Source organism: Lacticaseibacillus nasuensis JCM 17158, assembly GCF_001434705.1.
GTDB lineage: Bacteria > Bacillota > Bacilli > Lactobacillales > Lactobacillaceae > Lacticaseibacillus > Lacticaseibacillus nasuensis.
Genome location: NZ_AZDJ01000003.1, coordinates 1 through 23,858 on the forward strand (window position 1 = coordinate 1; position 23,858 = coordinate 23,858).

General features: G+C 58.1%; 24 protein-coding genes. 10 read left to right on the forward strand and 14 right to left on the reverse strand.

Going from position 1 to position 23,858, the window contains the following annotated elements:
• Nucleotides 1-272 precede the first annotated feature (272 nt).
• A complete protein-coding gene (locus FD02_RS01755) occupies nucleotides 273-1,007 on the forward strand; it encodes a class I SAM-dependent methyltransferase (RefSeq protein WP_054723361.1) in 735 nt (244 codons plus the stop codon).
• A 31-nt stretch (nucleotides 1,008-1,038) separates the two neighbouring features.
• On the opposite strand, the gene FD02_RS01760 is transcribed toward FD02_RS01755, so the two are convergent.
• The gene (locus FD02_RS01760; protein ID WP_056949988.1) at nucleotides 1,039-2,586 is read right to left on the reverse strand and encodes an ABC-F family ATP-binding cassette domain-containing protein; all 1,548 of its coding nucleotides are present in this window, start codon (nucleotides 2,584-2,586) and stop codon (nucleotides 1,039-1,041) included.
• A 158-nt stretch (nucleotides 2,587-2,744) separates the two neighbouring features.
• Between FD02_RS01760 and lepB the strand changes: the two genes are divergently transcribed.
• The 5 genes from lepB (at nucleotide 2,745) to FD02_RS01785 (ending at nucleotide 6,521) form a co-directional block, all read left to right on the forward strand.
• Nucleotides 2,745-3,320, forward strand: a complete 576-nt coding sequence (gene lepB / locus FD02_RS01765) for a signal peptidase I (RefSeq protein WP_054723360.1) — start codon at nucleotides 2,745-2,747, stop codon at nucleotides 3,318-3,320.
• Between the two features lie 137 nt (nucleotides 3,321-3,457).
• Nucleotides 3,458-4,249, forward strand: coding sequence for an ABC transporter ATP-binding protein (locus tag FD02_RS01770; RefSeq protein WP_056949990.1), 792 nt, complete (start codon nucleotides 3,458-3,460; stop codon nucleotides 4,247-4,249).
• The gene (locus FD02_RS01775; RefSeq protein ID WP_056949993.1) at nucleotides 4,242-5,885 is read left to right on the forward strand and encodes a hypothetical protein; all 1,644 of its coding nucleotides are present in this window, start codon (nucleotides 4,242-4,244) and stop codon (nucleotides 5,883-5,885) included. The genes FD02_RS01770 and FD02_RS01775 overlap by 8 nt, the downstream gene beginning before the upstream one ends.
• A gap of 144 nt (nucleotides 5,886-6,029) precedes the next feature.
• Nucleotides 6,030-6,221: a helix-turn-helix transcriptional regulator gene (locus tag FD02_RS01780; RefSeq protein ID WP_056949994.1), complete on the forward strand. Its 192-nt coding sequence runs from the start codon at nucleotides 6,030-6,032 to the stop codon at nucleotides 6,219-6,221.
• Between the two features lie 3 nt (nucleotides 6,222-6,224).
• Nucleotides 6,225-6,521: a hypothetical protein gene (locus FD02_RS01785; protein ID WP_054723357.1), complete on the forward strand. Its 297-nt coding sequence runs from the start codon at nucleotides 6,225-6,227 to the stop codon at nucleotides 6,519-6,521.
• A gap of 57 nt (nucleotides 6,522-6,578) precedes the next feature.
• On the opposite strand, the gene FD02_RS01790 is transcribed toward FD02_RS01785, so the two are convergent.
• Together FD02_RS01790 and FD02_RS01795 are read right to left on the reverse strand one after the other, a co-directional pair.
• Nucleotides 6,579-7,166, reverse strand: a complete 588-nt coding sequence (locus FD02_RS01790; protein WP_054723356.1) for a nuclear transport factor 2 family protein — start codon at nucleotides 7,164-7,166, stop codon at nucleotides 6,579-6,581.
• Between the two features lie 16 nt (nucleotides 7,167-7,182).
• Entirely contained in the window at nucleotides 7,183-7,482 is a 300-nt protein-coding gene (locus tag FD02_RS01795) for a DUF2316 family protein (RefSeq protein ID WP_054723355.1), read from the reverse strand.
• Between the two features lie 114 nt (nucleotides 7,483-7,596).
• Here FD02_RS01795 and FD02_RS01800 point away from each other — a divergent pair, with 114 nt between their 5' ends.
• Nucleotides 7,597-8,028 (forward strand): MarR family winged helix-turn-helix transcriptional regulator, encoded by a 432-nt coding sequence (locus FD02_RS01800; RefSeq protein WP_054723354.1) that lies wholly within the window; start codon nucleotides 7,597-7,599, stop codon nucleotides 8,026-8,028.
• Nucleotides 8,029-8,071: 43 nt separating this feature from the next.
• Here the strand turns inward: FD02_RS01800 and FD02_RS01805 are convergent, their stop codons facing one another.
• The 4 genes from FD02_RS01805 to FD02_RS01820 form a co-directional block, all read right to left on the reverse strand.
• Nucleotides 8,072-9,529, reverse strand: a complete 1,458-nt coding sequence (locus tag FD02_RS01805; RefSeq protein ID WP_056949996.1) for an NCS2 family permease — start codon at nucleotides 9,527-9,529, stop codon at nucleotides 8,072-8,074.
• 173 nt (nucleotides 9,530-9,702) lie between these two features.
• Nucleotides 9,703-10,464, reverse strand: a complete 762-nt coding sequence (locus FD02_RS01810; protein WP_056949998.1) for a DUF6612 family protein — start codon at nucleotides 10,462-10,464, stop codon at nucleotides 9,703-9,705.
• 48 nt (nucleotides 10,465-10,512) lie between these two features.
• On the reverse strand, nucleotides 10,513-11,508 hold the full coding sequence (locus FD02_RS01815) for a D-2-hydroxyacid dehydrogenase (protein WP_056950000.1): 996 nt from the start codon (nucleotides 11,506-11,508) through the stop codon (nucleotides 10,513-10,515).
• 97 nt (nucleotides 11,509-11,605) lie between these two features.
• Entirely contained in the window at nucleotides 11,606-12,100 is a 495-nt protein-coding gene (locus FD02_RS01820) for a methylated-DNA--[protein]-cysteine S-methyltransferase (RefSeq protein ID WP_056950002.1), read from the reverse strand.
• A gap of 155 nt (nucleotides 12,101-12,255) precedes the next feature.
• Between FD02_RS01820 and FD02_RS01825 the strand changes: the two genes are divergently transcribed.
• The 3 genes from FD02_RS01825 to FD02_RS01835 all read left to right on the forward strand — a co-directional run bounded on the left by FD02_RS01825 (nucleotide 12,256) and on the right by FD02_RS01835 (nucleotide 15,964).
• Nucleotides 12,256-13,314, forward strand: a complete 1,059-nt coding sequence (locus FD02_RS01825) for a D-alanine--D-alanine ligase family protein (protein WP_056950004.1) — start codon at nucleotides 12,256-12,258, stop codon at nucleotides 13,312-13,314.
• 925 nt (nucleotides 13,315-14,239) lie between these two features.
• Nucleotides 14,240-14,821 carry a MarR family winged helix-turn-helix transcriptional regulator gene (locus tag FD02_RS01830; protein WP_054721402.1) on the forward strand — a complete coding sequence of 194 codons (582 nt, stop codon included), beginning with the start codon at nucleotides 14,240-14,242 and terminating at the stop codon, nucleotides 14,819-14,821.
• A 321-nt stretch (nucleotides 14,822-15,142) separates the two neighbouring features.
• On the forward strand, nucleotides 15,143-15,964 hold the full coding sequence (locus FD02_RS01835) for a MetQ/NlpA family ABC transporter substrate-binding protein (protein ID WP_056950006.1): 822 nt from the start codon (nucleotides 15,143-15,145) through the stop codon (nucleotides 15,962-15,964).
• A gap of 21 nt (nucleotides 15,965-15,985) precedes the next feature.
• On the opposite strand, the gene FD02_RS01840 is transcribed toward FD02_RS01835, so the two are convergent.
• From FD02_RS01840 to rplI, 7 genes are all read right to left on the reverse strand, one after another.
• Nucleotides 15,986-16,750, reverse strand: coding sequence for an epoxyqueuosine reductase QueH (locus FD02_RS01840; protein WP_056950008.1), 765 nt, complete (start codon nucleotides 16,748-16,750; stop codon nucleotides 15,986-15,988).
• Between the two features lie 34 nt (nucleotides 16,751-16,784).
• Nucleotides 16,785-17,198: a GNAT family N-acetyltransferase gene (locus tag FD02_RS01845; RefSeq protein ID WP_056950010.1), complete on the reverse strand. Its 414-nt coding sequence runs from the start codon at nucleotides 17,196-17,198 to the stop codon at nucleotides 16,785-16,787.
• A gap of 85 nt (nucleotides 17,199-17,283) precedes the next feature.
• Nucleotides 17,284-18,573 (reverse strand): adenylosuccinate synthase, encoded by a 1,290-nt coding sequence (locus FD02_RS01850; protein WP_054721396.1) that lies wholly within the window; start codon nucleotides 18,571-18,573, stop codon nucleotides 17,284-17,286.
• A 149-nt stretch (nucleotides 18,574-18,722) separates the two neighbouring features.
• Nucleotides 18,723-19,880: a hypothetical protein gene (locus FD02_RS01855; RefSeq protein ID WP_054721394.1), complete on the reverse strand. Its 1,158-nt coding sequence runs from the start codon at nucleotides 19,878-19,880 to the stop codon at nucleotides 18,723-18,725.
• Between the two features lie 18 nt (nucleotides 19,881-19,898).
• Nucleotides 19,899-21,302 carry a replicative DNA helicase gene (gene dnaB, locus FD02_RS01860; protein WP_056950012.1) on the reverse strand — a complete coding sequence of 468 codons (1,404 nt, stop codon included), beginning with the start codon at nucleotides 21,300-21,302 and terminating at the stop codon, nucleotides 19,899-19,901.
• Between the two features lie 117 nt (nucleotides 21,303-21,419).
• Nucleotides 21,420-23,297: a type I pullulanase gene (gene pulA / locus FD02_RS01865; protein WP_056950014.1), complete on the reverse strand. Its 1,878-nt coding sequence runs from the start codon at nucleotides 23,295-23,297 to the stop codon at nucleotides 21,420-21,422.
• A 93-nt stretch (nucleotides 23,298-23,390) separates the two neighbouring features.
• Nucleotides 23,391-23,846, reverse strand: coding sequence for a 50S ribosomal protein L9 (gene rplI, locus FD02_RS01870; RefSeq protein WP_054721384.1), 456 nt, complete (start codon nucleotides 23,844-23,846; stop codon nucleotides 23,391-23,393).
• Between the last annotated feature and the right edge of the window lie 12 nt (nucleotides 23,847-23,858).

Sequence of the window (23,858 nt, forward strand, 5' to 3'; positions counted from 1 at the left end):
TAAATCGAAAAGCCCTATCACATTTACGAAACTTTGTTCAGTTTTCAAAGGACTACTTTGTCTCAAAAGACAACTTGATAAGTCTATCATTCGAGACCTTCGTGGTCAAGCACGAATTTATTTTGCGTTGCCGCAACGCTGTTTCTCCGCATCGGCAACTTTAATATCATACCGTCACGCCGAATCAATGTCAATTACATTTTCAGAATATTTGACGCCTTAATGAAAACAGCACAAAATGAATGCAATCCATTAATGAAGGAAGGCCCACCATGCTGACAGCTGACGATTGGAACGACTTTGCCGCGACCTATGCGCAGATTCAACGCGAATCCCGGCTCCCAATTGAACAAGACGTCACCGCGACACTCCGCGATTGGTACCCGCAGCCGCAATGGACCATCGCCGATGTCGCCGCCGGCAGCGGCCGGTACGCCTTGCCATTGAGTGTAGCTTACCATACCGTCGCCATGAGCGACTGGGCCACCAACATGCTGGCATTAGCCCAACAGTGGCTTGTCGCTCACCACCGCACCAACTTCACGACGACGGTCAGCGACTGGTACGACCTACCAGCGGGCGTCGCCGACCTCGTCTTCGTCAGTCAGCTGCCGACCCTGACGGTAGCCGATCTCCCGAAGTTAACTGCCCTCACCCGCCAAGTCGTGGCCATCAACCTGCAAACCCAACAAGTCAACGCCCTCATCACCGCCGTGGCCAATGCGTTGACGCTGCAGATTCCGCGCGTGCCGCAATGCCACCCCCACCTGGCGGCGGCCATCACCCGCTGGGCCGACCAGCCGGGACGCGATTTTCACCTGCGCACCTTCAATTATGATCGGCGCGAGCCGCTGGCGTTGGCCGACGTCTTGCCCGAGTTTGGTGTCCCCATCACCGTGAGCCAAATGCAGGCGTTGGCGCGCGACCTGACACCAGGCCAGGATCCGCACGTCATGCTGCCGGTCACCACCCACTATACGTTCACCCTGCAAAGTTGGCATCAATAAACGCGCCGACCACAAATGGCCGGCGCCAGGGTTATGCCTGAGCAATCAGGTGCTCAATGTTGATTCGGGTGTCGACCCAGGAATCGTCGTAAAACCCGGTTTCGTGTGAGACAAGCAGCACGGCGCCCGGGTATTCCTGCAACGCGCGGCGCAAGGACGCCTTGGTGTCGTCGTCCAGGTGATTGGTCGGTTCATCCATCACCAGAATATTAGCCGGCTGTAACATTAGGTCCGCCAACTTCACCTTGCTTTGCTCGCCACCGGACAGGGTCTGCAACGGTTGGTCGACTTGGTCCCGCGTCATCGCCGTGCGAGCCAGCACCTGGCGCAGCGGCTTTTGGCCAAGGGCGGGATACTTCGCCATTAAAAACTGCAATGGGCTTTGCCGCGGCGTCTCCCACTTCAGCTCCTGTTCAAAGTAGCCAAAGGTGACGTTTTGGGCCACGGCGACATCCCCGGCCAGGGCTGGCAGCTGCCCCAAGATGGTTTTCAACAATGTCGACTTCCCGATCCCATTGAATCCTTCCAAGGCAATCACCTCGTCTCGGGCGATGGAGAAGTTCACCGGCTGCAACAACGGCTTGTCGTAGCCGACCACCAAGTCGTTGACGTCGACGAGAATCTGGCGCTCCACCGGCGTGTAAGGGAATGCCAGCTTGGCCTTCATCAAGTTGCCCGGCGGCGTCAGTTTGTCCATATGCGCCAGCTGCTTCTCCCGGGACTTGGCCATCGTTGAGCGGGTCCCGGCCTTGAAGCGCCGAATGAACGCCTCGGTTTTCTTGATTTCGGCTTGTTGCTTGTTATAGGCCTTCAGCATGGTTTCGTGATCGGCCTCTTTTTGGCGCAAGGCGCGGTGCAGCGAGCCGGTATACTTGGTGATCTGACCAAACTCGATGTCGAGAATCGCGTTGGTTACGCCTTCGAGAAAGTCGAAGTCATGGCTGATGACGATAAAGGCCCCTTCAAAGTCTTGCAGCCAGGCGGTGAGCCACTCGATATGCGACACGTCGAGGTAGTTGGTCGGCTCGTCCAGCAGCAACATATCCGGCTTCTCTAATAGTAGCTTGGCCAAGATAATCTTGGAGCGCTGGCCGCCGGATAAGGCGTCCACCGGGTGGTCCAACCCGATGGCATCGAGCCCCAGCCCGGTCGCCACAGTGTCGATGGTCGTTTCGAGGTCATAAAAATCCGCCGCTTCGAGCTCTTGTTGCAGCTCGCCGGCCTTGGCCAGCAGCTCGTCGTCGGGATGATCGGCGTAGTCGGCATAGATCTGGTTCATCTTCGCCTCTTTGGCGTAAAGGTCGGCGAACGCGGTTTTCAGAAAGTCGTGAATGGTTTGCCCCGGTAGGAGGTTGGCATACTGGTCCAGATACCCCACGTGCAGGTGGCGCTGCCACACGATCGTGCCGGCGTCGGGCGTTAGCGCCCCGGTCAGGATTTTGATCAGGGTACTTTTCCCCACCCCATTTTGGCCGATGATGCCGAGGTGATCGGCTTGATTCACTTGAAAACTCGCATCGGCGTACAGCTGCTTATCTAAGAAGCGCTGGGACAGGTGCGTCACGGTTAAAACACTCACGATATTCTCCTATCTTTCTGAAAATTCTTCTTACCAGTGTAGCACACTCGCCGCCTCCCCACCAAAACCGCCTAGGGGAAGCCCCAGTGCCCGTCCTTTCATTTTTCACAAGGCTTGTGCTATATTTAACCCAATCCTAAGCAACGGAAGGTGTCAGCGTGAAAGAACAGAAAAGTGGAACACTCCGTTTCATTATAGAGGTCGTCGTGCTATTCGCCGCCGTCATCATCGGCGTGCAATTGCTGATGCACTTTGTCATTTCTAAAGACGTGGTGCAAGGCACGTCGATGCAGCCGACTTTGGAAGACGGCGACCGCCTCTACTCCGCGCGCCACCATTCGATTGACCGCAACGACATCGTGGTGATCGACGCGCCGGACAAGCCCGGCGAGCTCTACATCAAACGCGTCATCGGCATGCCCGGCGACACGGTGGCCGTCAAACACGAAAAGCTCTACATCAACGGCAAGCAAACCAAGGAACCTTACCTCAAGTCAAAGTTCATGGCTCAAGAAATGACCGCGCAAAATGCCACGTATTTCACCTATGACTTTAGCCTCCAAACCCTGCAATCGACGCACCGCGCCACGGTGCCCAAGGGTGCCTACTTCGTGATGGGAGATAATCGCCTCGTCTCCCACGACGGCCGCGACTTTGGCTTCATTGCCAAGAACAAGATTCAATCCGTCGTCGTTTGGCGCTACTGGCCACTGAACAAAATGAAAATCTATTGATTTCCGACCGCCGCCACCCTCGAGTGGCGGCGGTTTTTTTCGCCCAGATTGCCCGCTTGGCGAATCGCCCAATTAGTAGCATAATGGCAACAGCCCGCACGATAGGGACCGCTTACATAAGCCAAGGAGGACGAGTCATGACCCCAGCAATCAGCTTAGACCACGTTACCAAACACTTCGGCAACAAACAGGTGCTGCAAGGCGTTAGCTTCAGCATCGATCCCGGCACCATCGTGGGCTATATCGGCCCCAACGGCGCGGGCAAAAGCACCACGGTGAAAATCATCTTGGGTCTGCTGCAACAAGACGGCGGGACGATCAACCTCTTCGGCACGCCGCTGCGGCCGGAGGACAACGACTACAAGCGCCGCATCGGCTACGTGCCGGAAAGCGCCGACGTGTTCGACGCCTTGACTGCCCGGGAATACCTCACCTTGATTGGACAAGTCTACGGCCTCTCTGCCGACGTTGCCGAAGCCAAGGCGCAAGGCTTAGCCACGGTGGTCGGGCTGGCCCCGGCGTTTGATCGGCGCATCGCCGGTTACTCCAAGGGCATGCGCCAGCTGGTGTTGATCATCGCCAGCCTCTTGCACAACCCCGACTTGCTGTTTTGGGATGAGCCCTTGAACGGCCTGGACGCCAACACGGTGCTGATCGTCGAGGAGATTCTGCAGGAGCTGCGCAATCGCGGCAAGACCATTTTTTACTCGAGCCACATCATGGACGTGGTGCAAAAACTGTCCGATCGCATCATCCTGTTGAACGACGGGGTCGTCGCAGCCGACGGGGCATTCAAGGACATCGCCGGGGCGGTGGACGCCAACGCCGGGTTGCAGGAGTTGTTTAGTCAATTGACCGGCTTCAACGAGCACGGTCAGCGCGCCAAGGAATTCGTCGACCTGGTGATGGGCGGTGACGCGCATGACTGACCAGTTGCCAAAGGGGCTGGGGTGGTTGACCCACTGGCGCGGTTGGCTGACCCGCCGCGGGGTGAACTTCGACCAATTTTGCCTGCTGTTAAGCACCAAACTCCTGCTGGTGACGCGCAGCAGCGGCGGCCTGGGCTTGCGGCTCAATCAATCCGCCAAACCCAGCGCCCATCCATTGCGGACCAGCTTCTTATGGAACCTGTTGATTGGCGGTGCGCTGGCCATTTTTCTGGCATTGCCCCTGCCCTTGATGTTTGGCTTAAGCAGCTTCACCAGCGCCTTGTTTTTGATGTTTTTCCTCACGATGCTCACCAGCTACGCGACGCTGTTGCTAGACCCCAAAGACCGCCTGATCTTCGGCGTGCGCGGGGTCGGTGACCGGACGCTGAACGCCGTGCGTGTCGGCTTGGTCACCCTGTTTCTCGGGGCGACCATGCTAGCCCAAGGCGGGCCGGCCATCATCGTGCTGGTGCTGCGCTTCGGCCCGCTGGTTGGCCTGGCCGGGCTCATCAGCGTGGTGCTGCTCGGCGTGTTTGCCTTGATGATTGCCTTGCTGTTCTACCTGCTGGTGCTACGCTTTTTTGACGGCGAAAAGCTGAAGAACATCCTGAACATCGTGCAAATCGCCTTGGTCGCCGGCATCTATCTGGTCTCCCAGCTACCGAACCTGTTGCCGAATAGCGTCGACTTCAGCGGCCTGTTGCACACTGGGTTCAGCTGGTGGTACCTGATTGCCTTACCTGTGTGGTTTGCCGGCCTCCCGCTGTTGGCCCATGGCACCTTCACCGCCTTGGCCTTCCTGCTGACAGGGCTGAGCCTCATCGGCACCATTGCCTTAACCTGGGCCTACCTCCACCACGCCGCGGCCTTTGAACAATATCTGGAAAAACTCGACCAAAGCGGCACCACGATTCGCCACAACAGCCGCTACTTTCGCCTGATGCGCCGGTTGTTTGCCGGTCACGGCGACGAGGCCGCCTACTTCACGCTGGGCTGGCGCATGCTGCAAAGCGAGCGCGAGTACAAGCTGCGAGTCTATCCACAGCTGGTGTATGGCTTGATTTTACCGATGGTGCTCGGCGCCAACGTGCTCCGGAACATGAGCTTTAGCCAGGCCAGCCACTACCTCGTTTACCTCGGCGTCGGCGTGATCTTTGGCCTACCGACAGCGATTTGGTTCCTCGCCTACTCCAGTCAGCCCGAAGCGATGGGCGTCTTTCGCTACGTGCCGCTGGCGCACCCCGGGCTCTTGCTGCGCGGCATCGTGAAGGCGGTGTTTGCCCGCATCTTCCTGCCGCTACTGTTGGTCATCGCCGTGGTCGCCCTGGCCATTGGCGGCGTGCACGCCATCACCCCGGTGGCCTTAAGCATCGCGCTGACGTACATGGTCGCCTTGGTGTACGGCCGGAGCATGGGCCCCAAGCAGTTGCCGTTTTCCGAAGAATTCGGGCCGCAAAAAGGCATGCAAGGCGGCGCCATTGGCTTTGCCATGGTCTTTGTCAGCATGATTTTCCTGGCTTTGATCATCTTCGTCGGCGGCCTAGTGTTCAGTCCGTGGCTCGACCTCGCCGCAATTGCCTTAGCCGCCTTGGTCGCTTGGCTCATCGGCCGCGGCTACAAAACCATGGTAATCTAAGTGATTGCGCACCGCCGGCCTGGGCCGGCGGTGTTTTTGCGTGCGTCAGTATTGGCAGGCCTTAATGTCAAAAACATTTGACAGATTGCCGGCAGGTCGCTATGCTGGCAATGTAAAATACTTTTGACAAGCGGAGGGCAGCGAATGGACAATCAAATTTTACGGTTGCGCAACGCCCGTGGCCTGACGCAGCAAGCCCTCGCTGCGCAGTGCGGCGTTTCGCGCCAAACCATCAACGCCATCGAAAATGACAAATACGACCCGACCCTGCACCTGGCCTTCGCGCTGGCGAAGAGCCTGGGGACGACGGTAGACGCTTTATTCAAGGGGGAATAACCTATGTTACTGGCAGCACTGATTGGCGGCGGCCTATTATTGGTGAGCCTCGTCATGATTGTGATCATGATGGTCGCACTTTACCGCGGCGGTGATGAACGCCGCCGCTTGATCGTGACCAACGCTTCGGCGGCCACGTTTAAGCTAATCGCACTGGTTGACATCGTTTTGATCCTACTGCGCGCGGCGCAGGGACACGATGTGATTGGCGGCAGTGACTCCAGCTACTTTGCCCAGCTGACGATCATGGCAATTTTCTTCACGTACCACCTTTGGCATTATCAGCGTAAATTCAGCTAGGCCGGCCACTGTCGCCTCGTCACAAAAAAAAGACCGCCAGCGGCAGTCTGCAGACATTTATTTGTGGTTCAGCCACGCCTCAGCCTTGGCGTATACCGGCGCCACCGTTTCCGGCCGGTCCGTGCCGATGCCGTCGCTACCAATCTCGCCCCCGGCCTTGATTCGCGTGTAGGCCAACCACCGGTACGCAATCCGCTGCTGCTTGGCCAAGGCCGCGTCGATGTGGAGGTCCGTCCCAGGAATCTCCGGGGCAACCGTGTCGGCTTCATCGATGGCGGTCATATCGCTGATTTTCCACTCGCCGGCCCGCCGTTCGACCCGATAAATCAGGCGCATGAAGGATTCGACGATGGCGACGTTGCCATCAAGGTCGACCCAGTGCTTCGTCGTGCTCGGCAGCTCCGCGTAGCCGCGGTCACCACTGACGTGGACGACTGGCGCGGCGTAGCGGCCAACCAGCGGCAAGGCGGGCGCGTAATCAACGGGGCGTTGGCCGATGAAGGTGTCACGGGCATTGCCGCTTGACCAACTCGTCGTCACCGTGCCGTCCGGCCAGTAGCACGCCGCTAATTCTTCATTGAGACCGCGGCTGCGCGCCTGGCGCTCCCATAACACCAACTGACTAATTGCTTCGATTGCTGACATATATGCCCTCCTAGGATTAATCGATGACGCCGCGCTCGATTGTCGCGGCGTCGAGGAACCAATACCGGTGATAGTCGCCGGTTAACGCGGTGAACGGCGTCACAGGTAGGTGATGGGCCGTCAAATACGTTAACAGGTACTCGCGAATGATCCAATTATCCTCGATCCGGCGTGGATGCATGTCCACGCTTTGCGCAATCACTGACGCCGTGGTGCCCAAGGCCTGGCCGATGGCGGCTAGGCTGAGCCCTGAGTTAGCAATATTGGCCTTGAATTCTTCACGCGTGGCGACGGTTTGGGCTGGCGTTAATGACATGATGATGCCTCCGTTCATGTAGTTGTAAATACAACTATGCATCATAGGCACAGTGACTGGACTTGTCAACGTCAAACTTGTAAAATTTAGTCATTCACTCGAGGGAGGTCCAGCATGGAACTCGGCATTGACGACGAACTCGTCGAGCACGTTTTTCGCCTGACGCAGGCGGAGCAACAGTTTATTCAACGGCGGTTAAAGCAATCCGGACTCAACGTCTTGCAGGCCCAGACGCTCAACTTTATTGCGACCCACCCCGCCAGCATTCAGCGCAACTTGTCGCACTACCTGGGTAAGTCTGCCGCCACCACCACGAACATCTTGAAGGTCCTCGAGGCGCGCCAACTCATCACCCGCCGCGCCGACCCCGATAATTCCCGGGAGAAGCGGCTGTACCTGCTCCCCGCGGGCCAGGACCTCGTGACGGCCGTGCGCGCGGTGTTCATCGCGCTGGAACGCCGGGTCAGCGCCCCGCTCACGCCGCCGGAAAAAACCCAACTGCTCGCGCTGCTCGATCGCATCAGCGCGCAAGCCGACTTTGATTAACGCAAAAATGGCCGCCAACTGGCGGCCATTTTGGTGTCGTGCCTTACAAAACGGCAAGCACGATGAAGTTCAGGATGAAGCCGATGGTGACGATGCCGAGAATCGGGTGAATCTCGCGAATCTTGCCATCGATGATCTTAATCAGGCAGTAGAAGATGAATCCGGCGGCGATGCCGTAAGAGATGTTGTACACCAGGCCCATGACGATTGAGGCCATGAACGCCGGCACGGCTTCGCGCAAGTTGCTCCAATCGATTTCCTTGAGGCTCGCCATCATCATGACGCCGACGAGAATCAAGGCTGGGGCGACGGCTTGCGTCGGGACCACCGAAATGAGCGGGGCGAACACGGCGGAAATCAGGAAGCACGCGGCGGTCACCACGGAGGTTAACCCGGTCCGGCCACCGGCCCCGATCCCGGCCGCACTTTCGACGTAGGTCGTGGTGTTACTAGTGCCGAAGATGGCGCCGATGCTGGTTGCGATGGAATCGGCGAACAAGGCCTTATCCATCTTGCTGGAGAACCCGTGACCATTTTCCATGGCCTGTTCGTCGGCAGCGGAGAAGATGCCGGTGCGCCGGCCCGTACCGATGAAGGTGCCCAGGGTATCGAAGGTATCCGAGAAGCTGAAGGCGAAAATCGACATGATGGACATCACGACTTTACCCGGGGTGGTGAAGAGGCTGCCCATCCCCTGAGCGGAGAAGGCGGCGCCAAACGTCGTGCCTAACTGCTGGAAGGAGTTGCCGAGGCTATCGGAAGCGGTGAAGTGCAGGTTGGTGACCCCCATCGGAATCCCAATCAAGGTGGTGACGACGATGCCGATGAGCACGGCGCCCGGGACTTTTTTGATGACGAGAATGGCCATGATGAACAGGCCAATCAAGGCTAGCAAGGCGCCGGACTGCGTGAAGTTGGTCAGCGCCGGGACGATGCCGCCGCCGGTGACAACGGAGGTCACCCCGCCCTTGTAGGTCGTCGTGGCGGCCTTGAACGCCGTATCGTTAATCGACAAAATATTGCTGGAATCAGACGTGAACTGCAGGAAGCCGGCGTTCTTCAAGCCGATGTAGCCGATGAAGACGCCGATCCCGCCGCCAATGGCATGTTGCAGCACTTCGGGAATCGCCATGATGATCATCTTCCGCACCTTGGTGACGGTGATCAGGATGTTGATCATCCCGCAGATGAACACCATCGCCAACGCTTGGCGCCAGGTGTAACCCAGCGCGAAGACCACGGTATAGGTGAAAAAGGCGTTGAGCCCCATCCCCGGGGCCAAGGCGTAAGGCACGTTGGCAAACAGCCCCATGACCAAGGTCCCCACCGCGCTAGCGATGATGGTCGCCATGAACACCGCTTGCGACGGCATGCCGGCCAGCGACAGGACCTGCGGGTTAACGAAGAGAATGTAGGACATGGCGAAGAATGTAGTTAAACCGGCGACAATTTCCGTACCAACACGGGTATTGTTCGCTTTTAAATGAAAGAATGACTCCATGATGTGCTCCTTCGTTCGTATTTGATAAGGTTAGCATACCCAAAACCCCGCCACGGCGCAAGAGCAAATCTGATTATTCTTTGACTTTTTCTGATTATCGTTCGGATTAACGTTCGATGACGGCCAATAAAAAAGAAATCGATCAAATTCTGACCGATTTCTCCGGATGGTGTCTAGCGATCTGTGGTGGCCGTGGTGGCTTGTTGCCGCACCGCCGCCGGAATCGTGACCGTGTGGCCGGCATTCAATTGGGTGTAGGTCTGCGTGGCCGTTTCCACCAGTTTGCTGCCGTTCGTCGTCAGCGTCATGCTCAGGTGGACCCGCTTCGGCAGGTAGGTCTTTTTCGCCACGGTGACAGTGTACGTCACCGCCTTGATCTTGCTGGCCTTCACCTGCGCGGCGACCTGGGTGTTGTCGGCGGAGCCGTACCGCAACACCTGCTTCACCAGCGGCCGCAGCGCCTTGCCGTGTCCGCTGACGGTGACGACATAGGTGTGGCCTTTGGTGGTGACCTTACCCTTCGCCTTGGCCGCAGCCTGGGTGAAGGCCTTGGTCGTCATCGTTTGTTGAATCGCCTTGACGTTCACCCCGAGGTCGGCGGTATTTTGCTTGTACCACTTGCCCGCGGTTTGGACGTAGGCGGTGGCCTGCGTTTGGTACAGCGCAATGGTTTGCGTCTTCACCTTGGGCGCGCCAATTGCCACCGTGGCGTGCAGTACCGTCGGGTCGGTGGAAAACTGCATCTTGGTGCGGTTCGTGACCGTTTCGCCGCTGGCCTTAACGGTTTGGCGCGCCTGAATCGTGCCGGAATCGACTGCTGCCGCCGCCGTGCTCATTTTGGTCAACACATGCGTGGCGCTTGGTCCGCTGTGGCGCTGGCAACCGGCCAACCCCACGCCGGCCACGACCACAATTCCGACCACCCATTTTCGCATCCCGCTACCTCCTTGTTCGTTGCTTCTAGCATACCAAACAATGCGGGGCTAGGTGCGCTTAACCTCGGTACTGGTGGTGCCGGTGGTCAAAAAATCGACGAGGTGTTGCAGGGAGAAGTACACCATATTGTGCACGGCAGTTTCCGTGTAGTAGGCAATGTGCGGCGTCAACACGACATTCGGCATCGCCAGTAGCTCGTCCCACAGCGGATCGTGGAAGCGGCCTTCCTTGCTGAGGGTTAGCAAATCGGCGGTTTCGTGTTCATAGGTGTCGATGCCGGCGCCAGCGAGCCGATGCTCACGCAACGCGGCCACCATCGCCTCAGTATCGACCAGGTTGCCTCGCGCCGTGTTGATCAACACCGCGTTAGGCTTCATGCTGGCAATGGCCGCTGAATCGATGATGTGGGTATTGGCCGGAATGCCGGGAATGTGCAAATCGATCACGTCACTGGTTCGCAACAACTCGTCCAGGCCAACGTAATCGATAAGATGGTCCTGATCGGTCACTGGATAGGGATCGTAGGCCTGGACCTTGGCGCCAAAACCTTCAAAAATCCGAATGGCGGTGCGACCGATGCGGCCGGCTCCGATGACGCCGACGGTTTGCTGACCGAGCTCGCGGCCAATGAACTTGGTGGCGCCATCGTAGTCGTCGGCTTGTAGCCGCGCGGCGACTTCGCCCACACGCCGCAGTACCTGCAAGGTCAAGGTCACGGCGAACTCGGCGATGGCAGCCGGTGAATACGCCGGCACGTTACTGATTTTCACGTCGTTGGCGGCAGCGGCAGCCAAGTCGATGTTGTCGGTGCCGACGTTACGGACCGCCAAATAATGAATGCCAAACTCATGGAGCTTGGCAAACACCTCGGCCGAATACGGCGTCGTTTGTAACGCGTTGACGCCTTCGTAGCCTTTTGCCCAGTCGACGGTCGATGCATCGAGCAATTCCTCATGAATGGTCAGGGTGTTGCCGGTTTCCTTGGCCCATTGCTGCATGTACGGGATCTCGTCAATCCGGGCACCATACGCAATAATTTTCACAGTGTTCGCCTCTTTCTCAATAAACTGCGCACAACTTGTCCGCATACTTTTAGTATAGCGTGGCCAACCCGCCGATGCGACTATTGTGGCACGACCATTAAAATTCGCTAACGCCACCGGCCTCAAGGACCAACAACGCTCGCTTCATCGCCACGCCGCCACGAAACTGCCCGATTTGGCCATCGCTGCGAATCACGCGGTGGCAAGGCACCACCACCATCGCCGGGTTCTTCCCCACGGCCGTGGCCACCGCGCGCACCGCGGTCGGCCGGCCGATGGCAGTAGCAAGCTGACCATACGTCCAGGTCGCCCCGTATGGAATCTGCTGCAACCCCGCCCAGACCTGCTGCTGAAACGCCGTTCCCGTCAAGGCCAAGGCGCCGGCGTACCGCCGCGCCTGGCCGGTCAGCAACGCCCGCACGCCGGCCACAGCCGGCGCCGCCAGCGCTGAGTCGATCAGTGAGGTGAGGCCAAACCGCCCCGCTTCGGCCAAACCGGCGTCTGGACTGCCGACAAATGCCAAGGCGCCATTGTCATTCGTCACAATCAGGTAGTCATGGTGCAGTGTGAGGTGCTGATAATAGTAGGTCATTGCGGCCCTCCTTTGAAGCCAGTGTACCCTTTTCAAACCGGGCTGCCCAATTGTGTAAGCGATTTAAATTTCGGTTAAAGCCGGCGCTGGCCTCGGCCAGCCGCGGCTTTTGTGGTAAGCTTAAGGTTCTATCACATACACGGAGGAGAAATCCCATGAAGATTGTCGTTTTAGCAGGCGGCCGCAGTACCGAACGCAACGTCTCGTTTTCTAGCGGCTACCGCATCACTAACGCCTTGCGCGAACGCGGGCATGAGGCGACATTTATCGACCTGTTCCTCGGCTACGACCTGCACGGCGCCGCGCCGGAATCGGTGTTTGCCGACGCCAACACGAGCCAGGATCTCAACATCTCAGACGCCATTTTGACCGACGCGGACATCAATGCCTTGCGCGCTGACGGCACCACCCAGCTCTTCGGCCCGAACGTCTTGGCCATTTGCGAAGCCGCCGACATCGTTTTTCTCGCCTTACACGGCGGCGACGGTGAAAACGGCAAGGTCCAAGCCGTCCTCGACTTGAACAACGTCCGCTACACCGGCTCCGGCGCCTTGGCCAGTGGTAACACCATGAACAAGGTATATAGCAAGGAGATCATGTTGTATCACGGCATCAAAACCGCGGCCTTCGTCGAAATCACCCGGGATCAAGGCACCACCGGCCACACGTTGCCTTTCCCTTACCCGGTGGTCTTGAAGCCAACCAGCGGCGGCTCCAGCGTCGGGACCCACATCGTGCACAACGACGCGGAGCTGGCCAGCGGCTTGGCCGACGTGTTCCGGTTTGATAATTCCGCCATCATCGAAGCCTTCATCACCGGCCGTGAGTTTTCCTTGGGTGTGGTCAACGGTCACGCTTTCCCGGCTATCGAAATCAAGGTCCATGACGGCTGGTACGATTTCGAGCACAAGTTCCAGCCCGGCCACACCGACTTCATCACCCCGCCACACGACCTGCCAGCTGCCGTGCACGACGAAATGAAGCGCGTCGCGGTGCAAACGATGCAGGTGCTTGGTATGCAGAATTACGGCCGCATCGACTTCTTCGCCAATGACGACGGCGTTTGGGTCATCGAAGGCAACAACCTACCTGGCATGACGCCGCTCTCGCTGTTGCCCCAAGAGGCCGAGGCGGAAGGCGTCAGCTACCCCGAACTCGTCGACAGCATCGTCGCCGGCAAGCTCAAGCTTTACGCCAGTGGTATGGCCAACTAATCCTCACCAACCCCACCCCCTGCGGCCTACTGCCGCAGGGGGTGTTGCTTTACCGAGGCGCAAAAAATCGAGACGAATAGATTAAAAATTGACCACGACTAAATTGTTGACCGTGAAAACGTCACCATGCTATCATGATGTCAGACAAGTCCGTTATCGTTGGGTGGGGTCATACGTAGGGCCACTGCATTCCCGGGGTAAGACGACTAGTTGCCTACTGGCGCGGGTAACGCCCGCGCTGGGCTAGTGGCCCTCCACAGCCGAAGCTTACGGCCCTAAAACTGGGGCACACCAGGGGGTACAGGCACAGCCAAGAGTAAAGAAACTCGCGGCAGGCGGCAACGCCAGGTCCAGCGCAACGCTGAAGTCCCGAGCTTGCTTGGGCATCCTAATTGAAGGCATCGCCAGCAATGGCGATAGGTGGCAACGGCCTTGGGCTCGGCCATCTGCTGCGGGGCAACCCGCAGGCAATCACGCCAAGGACGCTGAGGGGTCACCCAGAGGCGTCTTTGGTGTGTTTTTGTGGCAGTTTTGGGCGTCGCTGTCCACGTCGCCTCATCAAGCGGGCGCCGTGGACAGCGATATTCCGATGCCGTTATGTTGTGCCCGTTGACGTCACCCACCGAACATGCGATAATCACTGACGGTGCCAAACCATAGACGAGTTCTCCAAGATCGGCGCGCAAGCGTTCAGAAGGTCAGCGGAGGCTCGTCGTTTTTGTTTGCCTCGCGTTAACCCCAACCGATAGGGCTAACCCTGCTAGCCACCGCCAAGCCTTGTCATTTTTACTCCTAGAATTCCTTCGCTTACCTGGCGTTTACCAAACTAATTCGTTTTTGTTGACAGAAACGAACTAGCCTTGTTAAACTGGTGGCACTTAGTTAGGAGCGCTCAGTCAAGGCTAACCAGCAAGGAGACTTTTTCATGACCAACGATACCCAAGAGTTACTCAAAGTGTTTGCGCGCTTATTTCGCCAGCCGACGTTTACCCAGGCGGTGATGTTTAGCCAACGCCTCACCGCTTCCCCGGCGGCGCAACGCGGGCCGTTGCCAGTGCTGCAACTGCTCGCCACCAAGCAGCCACTGACCAACGCCGAAATCGTCGAGGCCCTCGACATACGGCCGAGTTCCGTGTCTGCCTTAGTGGCCAAGCTAGAGGAGCGTGGCTTGATTACCCGGCAACCCGATCCTGACGACGGCCGGGTGATGCAAATCACGCTGACTGCCGCCGGCCAGGCGCTCATCGAGAAGCGGCGGGCGCAACATGATGCCATTAGTGAGGACATCCTCGGCGGGCTTAGCGACAGCGAGCAAGCGACGCTGAGTCAGCTGCTGAATAAGCTGCTCGACCAGCTGCAGACCACCTACCCCGACGACGATCGCCTGCCGTTCCCGCCGCGCTTTCAAGACGATATGCTCCGCTGGGACGGGCGCCGCATGGGTCCCCACCATCGGCACCACCACGGTGAGGCCGACTGGCGGCCACGGGCTCACGATGAGCAATAAATGAGATTGACATGAAATTCCCGTGTGGTAAGATAATGGCAATTTCAGATTTCCAAACAGAATCGTGTGAGTAACCTTTCCTAGACTGTCCAGAAAACCCGGTGTGCTGAGAGCGGGGTAGCGCGGAATGGTGAAGATGGCACGATACCATGGCGGCGCTGAGCAATTGCTAGGCGTCGCTGGTCGGCAACCATTACCTTGCACGCGGATGTTTGTCCGTCGAGGACCGCTTAGCGGTCGAATTAGAATGGTACCGTGGGCTCCCTCACTTCTATGAAGTGGGGGAGTCTTTTTGTTTGGATCAATAAGGGGGAAATTGTCATGAAGAAACGATTCAAGTGGTTAGGCGTGGCCTTAGCCTGCATAGCGGTGATTGGCTTGGCCGGATGCGGCAAGAGTAGTAGCAGCGGCAAAACGGTCAAAGTCGGCATCGTCGGCTCCGACAAGGGCGGTGTGTGGAAAACCGTTGCCGCAGACGTCAAAAAAGACGGCATCAACCTGAAAGTCGTCGAGTTCTCCGACTACGATCAGCCCAACATCGCCTTACGTGACGGTGACTTGGATATTAACGCCACCCAGCAGCGGTCGTTTCTAGCCGCCTGGGACAAGGAGCATAAGACGACCCTCACGCCCATCGGCAACACCGTCATCGCCCCGCTGGCCGTCTATTCGGACAAGCTCAAAAGCCTGAAGGGCCTTAAGAAAGGCGCCACCATCGCCATTCCCAACGACTCCACCGACGAAACCCGCTCCCTGCAACTGCTAAGTGAAGCCGGCCTGATCAAGGTTGACCCCAGCAAGGACCTGCCGACGCTCACCGACATCACCGAAAACAAGTTGAAGCTCAAGCTGAAGGAGCTGGCCCCGAACCTGATCCCAAAGGCCCTGCCGGATGTCGATCTCGCCATCATCAACTCAGGTATCGCCAGCGACGCCAAGTTGAAGCCGACCGACGCCTTGTACCGCGCCAAGGTCACCAAGGCCAGCAAGCCTTGGATCAACTGCATTGCCGCCCGCAAGAAAGACGTTCACAACAAGACGTACCAGAAGATCGTCAAGGCTTACCAAACCGAGAAGATTGCCAAGTTGATCAAAAAGGTCAATCAAGGCAGTGTGATTCCGGCTTGGAACATCAAGTTGTAAGCAAAAAGGCTGAGCATCCGCTCAGCCTTTTGTCGTGGGAAAGGTAAATTGAATCTGGTCAAAATTCTCGTGTTGGTGCGCCTTGACAAACGCCGTCGCCGCCTTGTTGACGGCGGCTAAATCGATGCCTTGCGCCTTAGCGGCAAACAGGCACCCGCAGTAGCACTGACGATAAACATCGTACTCCTTGCACATCGCCACCGACCGGGCATAGCCCCCACGTTTCTTGAAGTCGCTAGGCAGATACGCCACATCGTACAGGTGTTGAATCTCTAGGCCTTCCTCATTGATCACTTCGGCGTCTTTTTGCGGACTGATGGTCAAGGCGCTGCCGAAAAAGTCAAACCCTAGCGCTTGTGCCTGCTGGGCCACGGCATCCAGCCGGAACCGGTAGCACACGTGGCAGCGGGCGCCGCCTTCGGGTTCGTTTTTCAACGCCGCGGTTTGTGCCAGCCAATCGCTAGGCCGATATTCCGCGCCGAGAAACTGAACGTGCTGGCCAGTCTTGGCGTTAAAGTCTTGAATGAAGCGCTGTTGAACCAGCTTGCGCCGCTCGTATTCCATGCGCGGGTGAATATTGGGGTTGTAATAATATACGGTCACATCCGCATAGCGCGTCAAGTACTCCAAGGTATACGTTGAACACGGCGCACAGCAGCTGTGCAGCAAAATCTTCGGGCGCGTGGCCGCCTGCTGCCAGCCGGCAATCACGCCTTGCAAAATCTTGTCGAAGTTGATTTTTTGGTCGCGTTCAAATTGGGCCGCGATTTCTGCCAGCTCGAGCATTAGCCTCACCTCCGCAAACGATGTTATCAGTGTATCACAGCCGCTTGACGAAGTAATACTTGGTGACCCCCGCAAACGGTGTGTCCGCGAGCTCACCGAAGATGGTGTAGCCGTTTTTCAGGTAGAAATCCTTGGCTTGAAACGACTTGGTGGTCAGTGTCACGTTGATGGCGTGGCGCGCCTTGGCGGCAGCCTCCACCGCCGCCAGTAGTCGCGAACCAATGTGCTCGTGTCGCGCAGCGGCGTCGACGGCCAACATGTCCACATAGACGTTGCGATAGCTACGCTTGGCCACGAGTGCCCCGACGATGGCGTCACCGTCGCGCGCGACGAACACCAAGGTTTCATCAGGTTCGGCCGGGTAGCCGGCCGCCGCTTGTTGCGCGGCGAACTGTTGGGATAAGAACTGGTCCACGCTGGCCTGATCGGAAGCTTCGATTTCAATCATGCGATTACCTCCTTTGTAAATGCGCTTTAATTCTAGCATAGCATGACTCAAAAATACCGCCAGGCTCCGGGCCTGACGGTAGAAATTAAAACTTATCCCAAATGTTGGCCAAGACGTTGGTTTGATCCCGACCTGGGCCCACGGAGAAGGTCAGCAAGTCGACGCCGACCAGTTCTGCCACCCGCTTGATGTAGTTGCGCGCATTGGCGGGCAAGTCCGCCAGCGTTTTGGCGCCGGTGATGTCCTCATCCCAACCGGGCAGCTCCTCGTAAACGGGCTGGCATTCCGCCAGTTCCTTTAACGACGCCGGGTAATGATAGATCCGCTCGCCGTTTCGCTCGTATGCCGCACAAATCTTGACCGTTTTCAGCCCCGTCAATACATCGACGGAGTTCAGGCACAGGTCCGTGACCCCCGCCACGCGCCGCGCGTGCCGCACGACGACGGCATCAAACCACCCAATGCGCCGCGGCCGGCCGGTCACCGTGCCGTACTCGTGGCCGGCTTCGCGAATGAAGTCGCCATCGTGATCGAAGAGCTCGGTGGGAAACGGTCCGTCGCCGACGCGTGAGGTGTAGGCCTTGGCCACTCCGGCGACGCGATCGATTTTGCTGGCGCCGACCCCGGCGCCGATGGTCACCCCACCGGCGGGATTGGAGCTAGTCACGAACGGATAGGTGCCTTGGTCGATATCCAGCATGACGCCTTGCGCACCTTCAAACAGCACGTGCTCGCCGGCGTCGATGGCATCGTTGAGGACCACCGAGGTGTCGGTGACGTAAGGCTTGATCTGTTGGCCATATTGGTAATATTCCTCGAAGATGTCGTCAAACTGCATCGCAGGCAGGTCGTACAGCTTGGTGAACAGTTCGTTTTTCTCCGCCAGGTTGGCCTTTAGCCGCTCGGCGAACAGGTCTCGGTCCAGCAGGTCGGCGATGCGAATCCCCACTCGAGAGGCTTTGTCCATGTAAGCCGGGCCGATGCCGCGGTTGGTCGTCCCGATTTTGTTGGCGCCCTTGGCCGTTTCCTGTGCCTTGTCTAAGGCAATATGGTAAGGCAAGATCACGTGGGCCCGGTCGGAAATCCGCAGGTTGTCGCCGGCCACGCCTTGCTGCCGCAAATAGGCCAGCTCTTCGACGAGGCTCTTGGGGTTCACCACCACTCCATTACCAATCACAGACAGCTGGTGGGGATACAGAATCCCAGAAGGAATGAGGCGGAGCTTGAACACCTTGCCGTCCGTGTGAATCGTGTGACCGGCGTTATCGCCACCTTGATAGCGGGCGATAATCTTGGCGCCTTGGCTGAGGAAATCGGTAATCTTCCCCTTCCCTTCATCGCCCCATTGCGTCCCAACAACTACGACTGTTCCCATGATTTGCGCTCCTTTTGACTGCCCATTAACGGCCATTCACCGCCACGGATATTTTATCAGCCAGGCGGGACGAAAACAAGGAAAAACCGAATGTTAATTTATTAAATATACGATTACAAATAAAAAGCCGAACATTAGTAGTTCGGCAGTTACTCTTCATGCAGCTCTGCCTCGGCTAAGTAGGCGAATAAATGGCCAAATGCGACTTCGAGGACAGCATCAAAGCTAATTTCCGCGACACTCCCGTCATCAGGATCAATCAGGTGCAACATGAAGCTATTCGGAGCCACCTGCACCGGATAGCCAACCATGTGGGTCTCGTCGGTGGCGGTACGCACGCGAATCACGCGTTGGAACGCCGCCGCTTCATTGACCAACACCTTGAACAGGTCATCGTTGGCGTCAAAGGCGCGTTCCGCGTTCAGCACCGGTTGGAGCACGAGGTCGTGGGCCTCATCCCAAGCCGCGTACGCGCTCACGGTTTGCAAGTAGTCGCTGGCGGTGGTGATGCTTTGAATGGCCCGAATGCGAATCGCCACATAGCCGCCGAATTGCGCGGCCATGTCGCGCAAAGCCAAGATGACGACGGTGTCGTTCACCGCGCGCACCGTACCGACGAAAAACTGATCCTCGCTTTCGCGCGGCACTACCGCAATCAAGCGATTGGCCGCTTGCGCCGCAGCGAGCACTGTGCCGAGCTGCCCATCGTTTTGATGCAACACCGTTTTGACGTGGTGCAGTTGGTCGCGGTGGCGCACTAATTCAGTTTCTTGATGCAGGTCTAACCCACCAAATTCCACCACCAAGACGTCACTAAAATCGACCTGTAGCGCCCGCACATCCGTGTAGTTGAACTTATTGAAGACGTTCAGCGTAAAGCGATCCGCCGCCACCGCGGTGACCTGGCCTTCCAGGTACGCCTCGTCATCGGCCAGGATCACCATGATCATCTGGCCACTGGCTTGCACCTGCGTGGCCAACTGACCCAACAGGTTCGCGCGCGGGTCGAACTGCAACGCCGCGTCGAGCCCGGCGACGGACAAAAAGTGTTCGCGCTTCGCCACATTCATGCGAAACTCCATGTCGGCCAGGTCCGCGCCGGCAAATTCAACCGTGGCAATGATGTTGAAGCTCAACAACACCGCGCCATCAGCAATGCCATAGTCGTTGAAGGTGCTGAGCACGACATGGTCGCGGCCCAGCACCTGCACGTAGCCGGTATAAAAATCGTCTGTATCCCGCTGATAGACATTGATCAAGAGCTGCTCGTTCAATGCCGTCATCAGGCTCATCAAAATTGAATCCATGGTTACTCCTCTAAGCGCCTAAAACGGTGCCCCGGTTGGCGGTGGCGGGGTTGGCCCGGGCTGATTCAAGCCGGTAACGGCCACCGAGGTGAACTTGTTATAGGACTTCACGAACAGCAGGTTCACCGTGCCGCGCGCGCCTGAGCGGTTCTTTTCGATAATGACCTCGACCGGACCGACGTTTTGGTCCCCTTGGTCCTCGTCATCCGAGTCATCATCCGAGCGGTAATAATCCTCGCGGTACAAGAATGCGACGATATCCGCGTCTTGTTCGATGGACCCGGATTCACGAATATCTGACAGCACCGGCCGCTTGTCTTGACGCTGCTCAACGCCACGCGACAGCTGCGACAAGGCGATGACCGGCACGCCTAGTTCCTTGGCCAGCTTCTTCATTGCCCGGGAAATAGCAGACACTTCCTGCTGGCGATTTTCCCCGGAACCTTCGATCAGCTGCAGGTAGTCCACCACCACCAAGCCCAGGTCGTGTTCCTGTTGCAGCTTGAGGCAGCTCGAGCGAATCTGGGCCATGCGGATCCCCGGCGTGTCATCGATGTAGATGTCGGCTTGCGACAACGATCCCATGGCGACCACGAGACTTTCCCATTCCTGTTCGTCGAGCTGGCCGGTCCGCACGTGATTGGCGTCGACGCTCCCCTCTGCGCACAGCATCCGGGACACCAGCTGTTCGGCCCCCATTTCCAAGCTGAAAATGGCAACCGTCTTGCCGGTTTTGGTCCCAACGTTTTGGGCAATATTTAAGGCAAAGGCCGTTTTCCCGACGGCTGGCCGAGCCGCGATGATGACCAGCTCGCCGTCGTGCAAGCCGGTCGTAATTTTATCGAGGTCGACGAAGCCGGTGGGCAAGCCGGTGATCTGACTGTCGTTTTGGTACAGCTTGTCGATTTGAGACACGGTGGCGTTCAACACGTCTTTGATGTGCCGGAAGCCCGAGCGCTTCGTGGTGTCGGCAACACTGAGAATCTCATCGCTGGCTGTTTCCAACAGTGCCGGCACGTCGGCTTGCTCGTCATACCCCCGCGCAGCAATACTTTCTGCGGTGGCAATGAGGCGCCGTACCTGGGCCTTTTCGGCGACAATCTTGGCGTAGTAAACCGCGTTGGCGGCGGTTGGTACCGCATCGGCCAATTCGACGACATACCCCACGCCGCCGATGTCATCGAGCTGGTTGTGGGCATCGAGGTAGTCTTGCACCGTCACCACGTCGATAGCCTCGTCGCGGTCGGATAACGCACTCATCGCGGCAAAAATCAGCCGGTGGGCGCGGACGTAGAAGTCTTCTGCCGTCACGAACTCGGCGACTTCCACCAACTTTTGCGGATTGAGGAAGACGCTGCCTAAGACGGCTTGCTCAGCTTCTTTATTAAACGGCGGTGTCCGCCGAATGTCTGCATTATCCATCTTGGTCCTCCTGACTGTTCACATCGCTATTCAGTTTACGTTACCCCACGAGTTAAAGCAAACCCCGCTAACCCGCGTCAACCGGCCATTTTAACGACAAAGGCCGCAGGGTCGGGCCTAACTTTTTTCCCGTAAAATGACGGCACTCAACGGCGGGATCGAATAGTCGCCACCGGCATGCGTTGCAAGTCCTGCCGGGGCAAATGCGGTCCCATTGAGCAGCACGGTCCCAGCCGGCGCCCACAGCGTCACCGCGGCCGGCCGCGCGTTAAACGCGATCCACAACGCCCCGAGGCGCGAGGCAATCACCCCGGGCTGGATATCGCTGCCGCGGTATAGGGCCGCTAATTCGGGATAGCTTTGCGCCTGCCACTCCGGTTGGGCCGCCCGCCAGATCAACACCCGGGCAATCAACTGGTTCAACTCACGATGCCGCCCGAGGCGATTCCAATCGATGGCGTTGACGTTGTCGCCTGAACGATAGGAATTGGCGTCACCACCCTTGGTGCGCAGCCCCGTTGCCCCCAACGGGAAAAATGGCACGCCTTGGCTTAACGCCACCATTAACAACGCCAGCCGCGCTCGAGCCTCACGCGTTGCCGCGTCATCGGCCGGGTTGGTCGCCACCAGCTTGTCGTACAAGGTCAAGTTGTCGTGCACGCTAACATATTGAATCGCCTGTTGCGGCCAGGCATACCGGCCGTGCGCGCCGCTGATCGACTCCGGCGAATAAGGGGCCGGCCCAACCGTCATGCCTGCCAATAGCTCGGCGACAAGCGCCCATTCGTTGCCCGTCGCCCCGGTCACAAACCCCGGGGCGGCCGCGACGAAGTTGTCACCCTTGATGAGGTCGCGTAACCCGTCGTTGAAAAAACCAATGCTCGGGACCGCAGTGGCCTGGGCCGGTGTGGTTTGCTGCGTAGCCGGCAACGGGGTCGCCATTGGCCACCCCTCGCCTAACAGGAGAAGATTTGGTAGCGCCGCGGCCACGGCTTGCATCGTCGTGACGTCGAGGCTCCCCATCAAGTCGAAGCGAAACCCATCGACCCCATAAGTTTTGGCCCAGTACCGCACCGAATCGACAATATAGCGTCGCGCCATGGGCTGCTCGCTGGCCAAGTCGTTGCCGGTGCCCGTCCCGTCGCTTAGCTGGCCCTCGTGCTGGCGAAAATAGTAGCCAGGAACGGTCAGCGCCAACGCTTGGGCCCGCGGGTCATAGACATGGTTATACACGACGTCCATGATCACCCGCAGCCCCGCGGCGTGCAACGCGGTGATCATCGCCTGCGCCTCGCTGATTCGAGTCTGCGGATCGGCAGGCGCCGTGGCGAAGCTTCCTTCCGGTACGTTGTAGTTTTGCGGGTCATAGCCCCAATTATAATCGCGCCCCGGGGCGGTTTCATCGACGGTGGCGAAGTCGAAAAACGGCATCAGTTGCACGTGCGTGACGCCGCTTTGCTTCAGGTAGTCTAACCCTGACCCGGCTCCGGTAGGCGTCTTGGTCCCGACTTCTGTGAGCCCGAGGTATTGGCCACGGTGGCGAATACCACTGGCCGGATGACTCGAAAAATCGCGAATCGACACCTCCATGATGCTGGCTCGCCCGTGAAACGGCGGTAGCGGCGCGACTGGTGCCGGCGACGGGAGAATCACGCCGCGCGTTCCGTTGACGATAGCCGCAGTGGCGTAGGGGTCGATGGTTTCGGTTTGCTCCCCATCGGCGAACCGTAACACATAGGTGTACACCACCCTGGCCAAGTCCTCGTGCAAGGTGAGCTGCCAGCTACCATTGCGACCGGCTGTCAAACCGAATTGGCTGAAGCCTTCCGTGGCGGGTTGTGCATCCGAATAAAGGCGCACCCAAACCTGCGTGGCCGTTGGCGCCCACAGGTGAAAGGTCGTGGCCGCCGGGTGGTACACCACACCCAGTGGCCCATCATAATCGTATTGTCGCGCAAATTCAGGGCTGAATAGCCAATCAGCTTCGGTCGTCATGAGGCACCTCCGGGTTTTGCGTTAAGTATACCCGTCACAGCCAATTTCGTCTGCTCACACCACACAAAAAGCCAGCCGCAGCTGGCTTGTCGTTTACTTTTGCTCGGTGACATGCACCCGAATCGAGGCTTCGACGCCGGGGTACAACGTGGCTTTCACGTTGCGGTACCCTAGCGCCCGAATCGGTTGCGGCAAGTCGAGCTTGCGCTTATCGACCTTAATGCCGTATTGCTTCTCCAACGCCGTGGTAATTTGCTTGCTGGGAATCGAGCCGAACAGGCGGGAATCTTCGCCGGCCTTGGATTGAATCTGGACGATCGTCTTATCGTCTTCGAGCTGCGCCTTCACGGCCTCTGCCGCCGCCTTGGCTTCGGCTTCTTTCTTCTCTTCGAGCTTCTGTTGGCCGCGCAATGCGCTCATCGCTTGCGGCGTGGCCAACTTGGCCTTACCGTTGCGAATTAAGAAGTTCTGGGCGTAACCATCGGGAACTTCCTTGATTTCGCCGCGCTTGCCCTTACCGCGTACGTCTTGGGTAAAAATAACCTTCATGTTTATCCCTCT

Excerpts from the sequence above, each read along its gene's own strand:
- FD02_RS01755 (WP_054723361.1), top strand. The coding sequence starts at position 273 with ATGCTGACAGCTGACGATTGGAACGACTTTGCCGCGACCTATGCGCAG.
- FD02_RS01770 (WP_056949990.1), top strand. The coding sequence starts at position 3,458 with ATGACCCCAGCAATCAGCTTAGACCACGTTACCAAACACTTCGGCAAC.
- FD02_RS01775 (WP_056949993.1), top strand. The coding sequence starts at position 4,242 with ATGACTGACCAGTTGCCAAAGGGGCTGGGGTGGTTGACCCACTGGCGC.
- FD02_RS01780 (WP_056949994.1), top strand. The coding sequence starts at position 6,030 with ATGGACAATCAAATTTTACGGTTGCGCAACGCCCGTGGCCTGACGCAG.
- FD02_RS01785 (WP_054723357.1), top strand. The coding sequence starts at position 6,225 with ATGTTACTGGCAGCACTGATTGGCGGCGGCCTATTATTGGTGAGCCTC.
- FD02_RS01790 (WP_054723356.1), bottom strand. The coding sequence starts at position 7,166 with ATGTCAGCAATCGAAGCAATTAGTCAGTTGGTGTTATGGGAGCGCCAG.
- FD02_RS01795 (WP_054723355.1), bottom strand. The coding sequence starts at position 7,482 with ATGTCATTAACGCCAGCCCAAACCGTCGCCACGCGTGAAGAATTCAAG.
- FD02_RS01800 (WP_054723354.1), top strand. The coding sequence starts at position 7,597 with ATGGAACTCGGCATTGACGACGAACTCGTCGAGCACGTTTTTCGCCTG.
- FD02_RS01805 (WP_056949996.1), bottom strand. The coding sequence starts at position 9,529 with ATGGAGTCATTCTTTCATTTAAAAGCGAACAATACCCGTGTTGGTACG.
- FD02_RS01810 (WP_056949998.1), bottom strand. The coding sequence starts at position 10,464 with ATGCGAAAATGGGTGGTCGGAATTGTGGTCGTGGCCGGCGTGGGGTTG.
- FD02_RS01820 (WP_056950002.1), bottom strand. The coding sequence starts at position 12,100 with ATGACCTACTATTATCAGCACCTCACACTGCACCATGACTACCTGATT.
- FD02_RS01825 (WP_056950004.1), top strand. The coding sequence starts at position 12,256 with ATGAAGATTGTCGTTTTAGCAGGCGGCCGCAGTACCGAACGCAACGTC.
- FD02_RS01830 (WP_054721402.1), top strand. The coding sequence starts at position 14,240 with ATGACCAACGATACCCAAGAGTTACTCAAAGTGTTTGCGCGCTTATTT.
- FD02_RS01835 (WP_056950006.1), top strand. The coding sequence starts at position 15,143 with ATGAAGAAACGATTCAAGTGGTTAGGCGTGGCCTTAGCCTGCATAGCG.
- FD02_RS01840 (WP_056950008.1), bottom strand. The coding sequence starts at position 16,750 with ATGCTCGAGCTGGCAGAAATCGCGGCCCAATTTGAACGCGACCAAAAA.
- FD02_RS01845 (WP_056950010.1), bottom strand. The coding sequence starts at position 17,198 with ATGATTGAAATCGAAGCTTCCGATCAGGCCAGCGTGGACCAGTTCTTA.
- FD02_RS01850 (WP_054721396.1), bottom strand. The coding sequence starts at position 18,573 with ATGGGAACAGTCGTAGTTGTTGGGACGCAATGGGGCGATGAAGGGAAG.
- FD02_RS01855 (WP_054721394.1), bottom strand. The coding sequence starts at position 19,880 with ATGGATTCAATTTTGATGAGCCTGATGACGGCATTGAACGAGCAGCTC.
- dnaB (WP_056950012.1), bottom strand. The coding sequence starts at position 21,302 with ATGGATAATGCAGACATTCGGCGGACACCGCCGTTTAATAAAGAAGCT.
- pulA (WP_056950014.1), bottom strand. The coding sequence starts at position 23,297 with ATGACGACCGAAGCTGATTGGCTATTCAGCCCTGAATTTGCGCGACAA.
- rplI (WP_054721384.1), bottom strand. The coding sequence starts at position 23,846 with ATGAAGGTTATTTTTACCCAAGACGTACGCGGTAAGGGCAAGCGCGGC.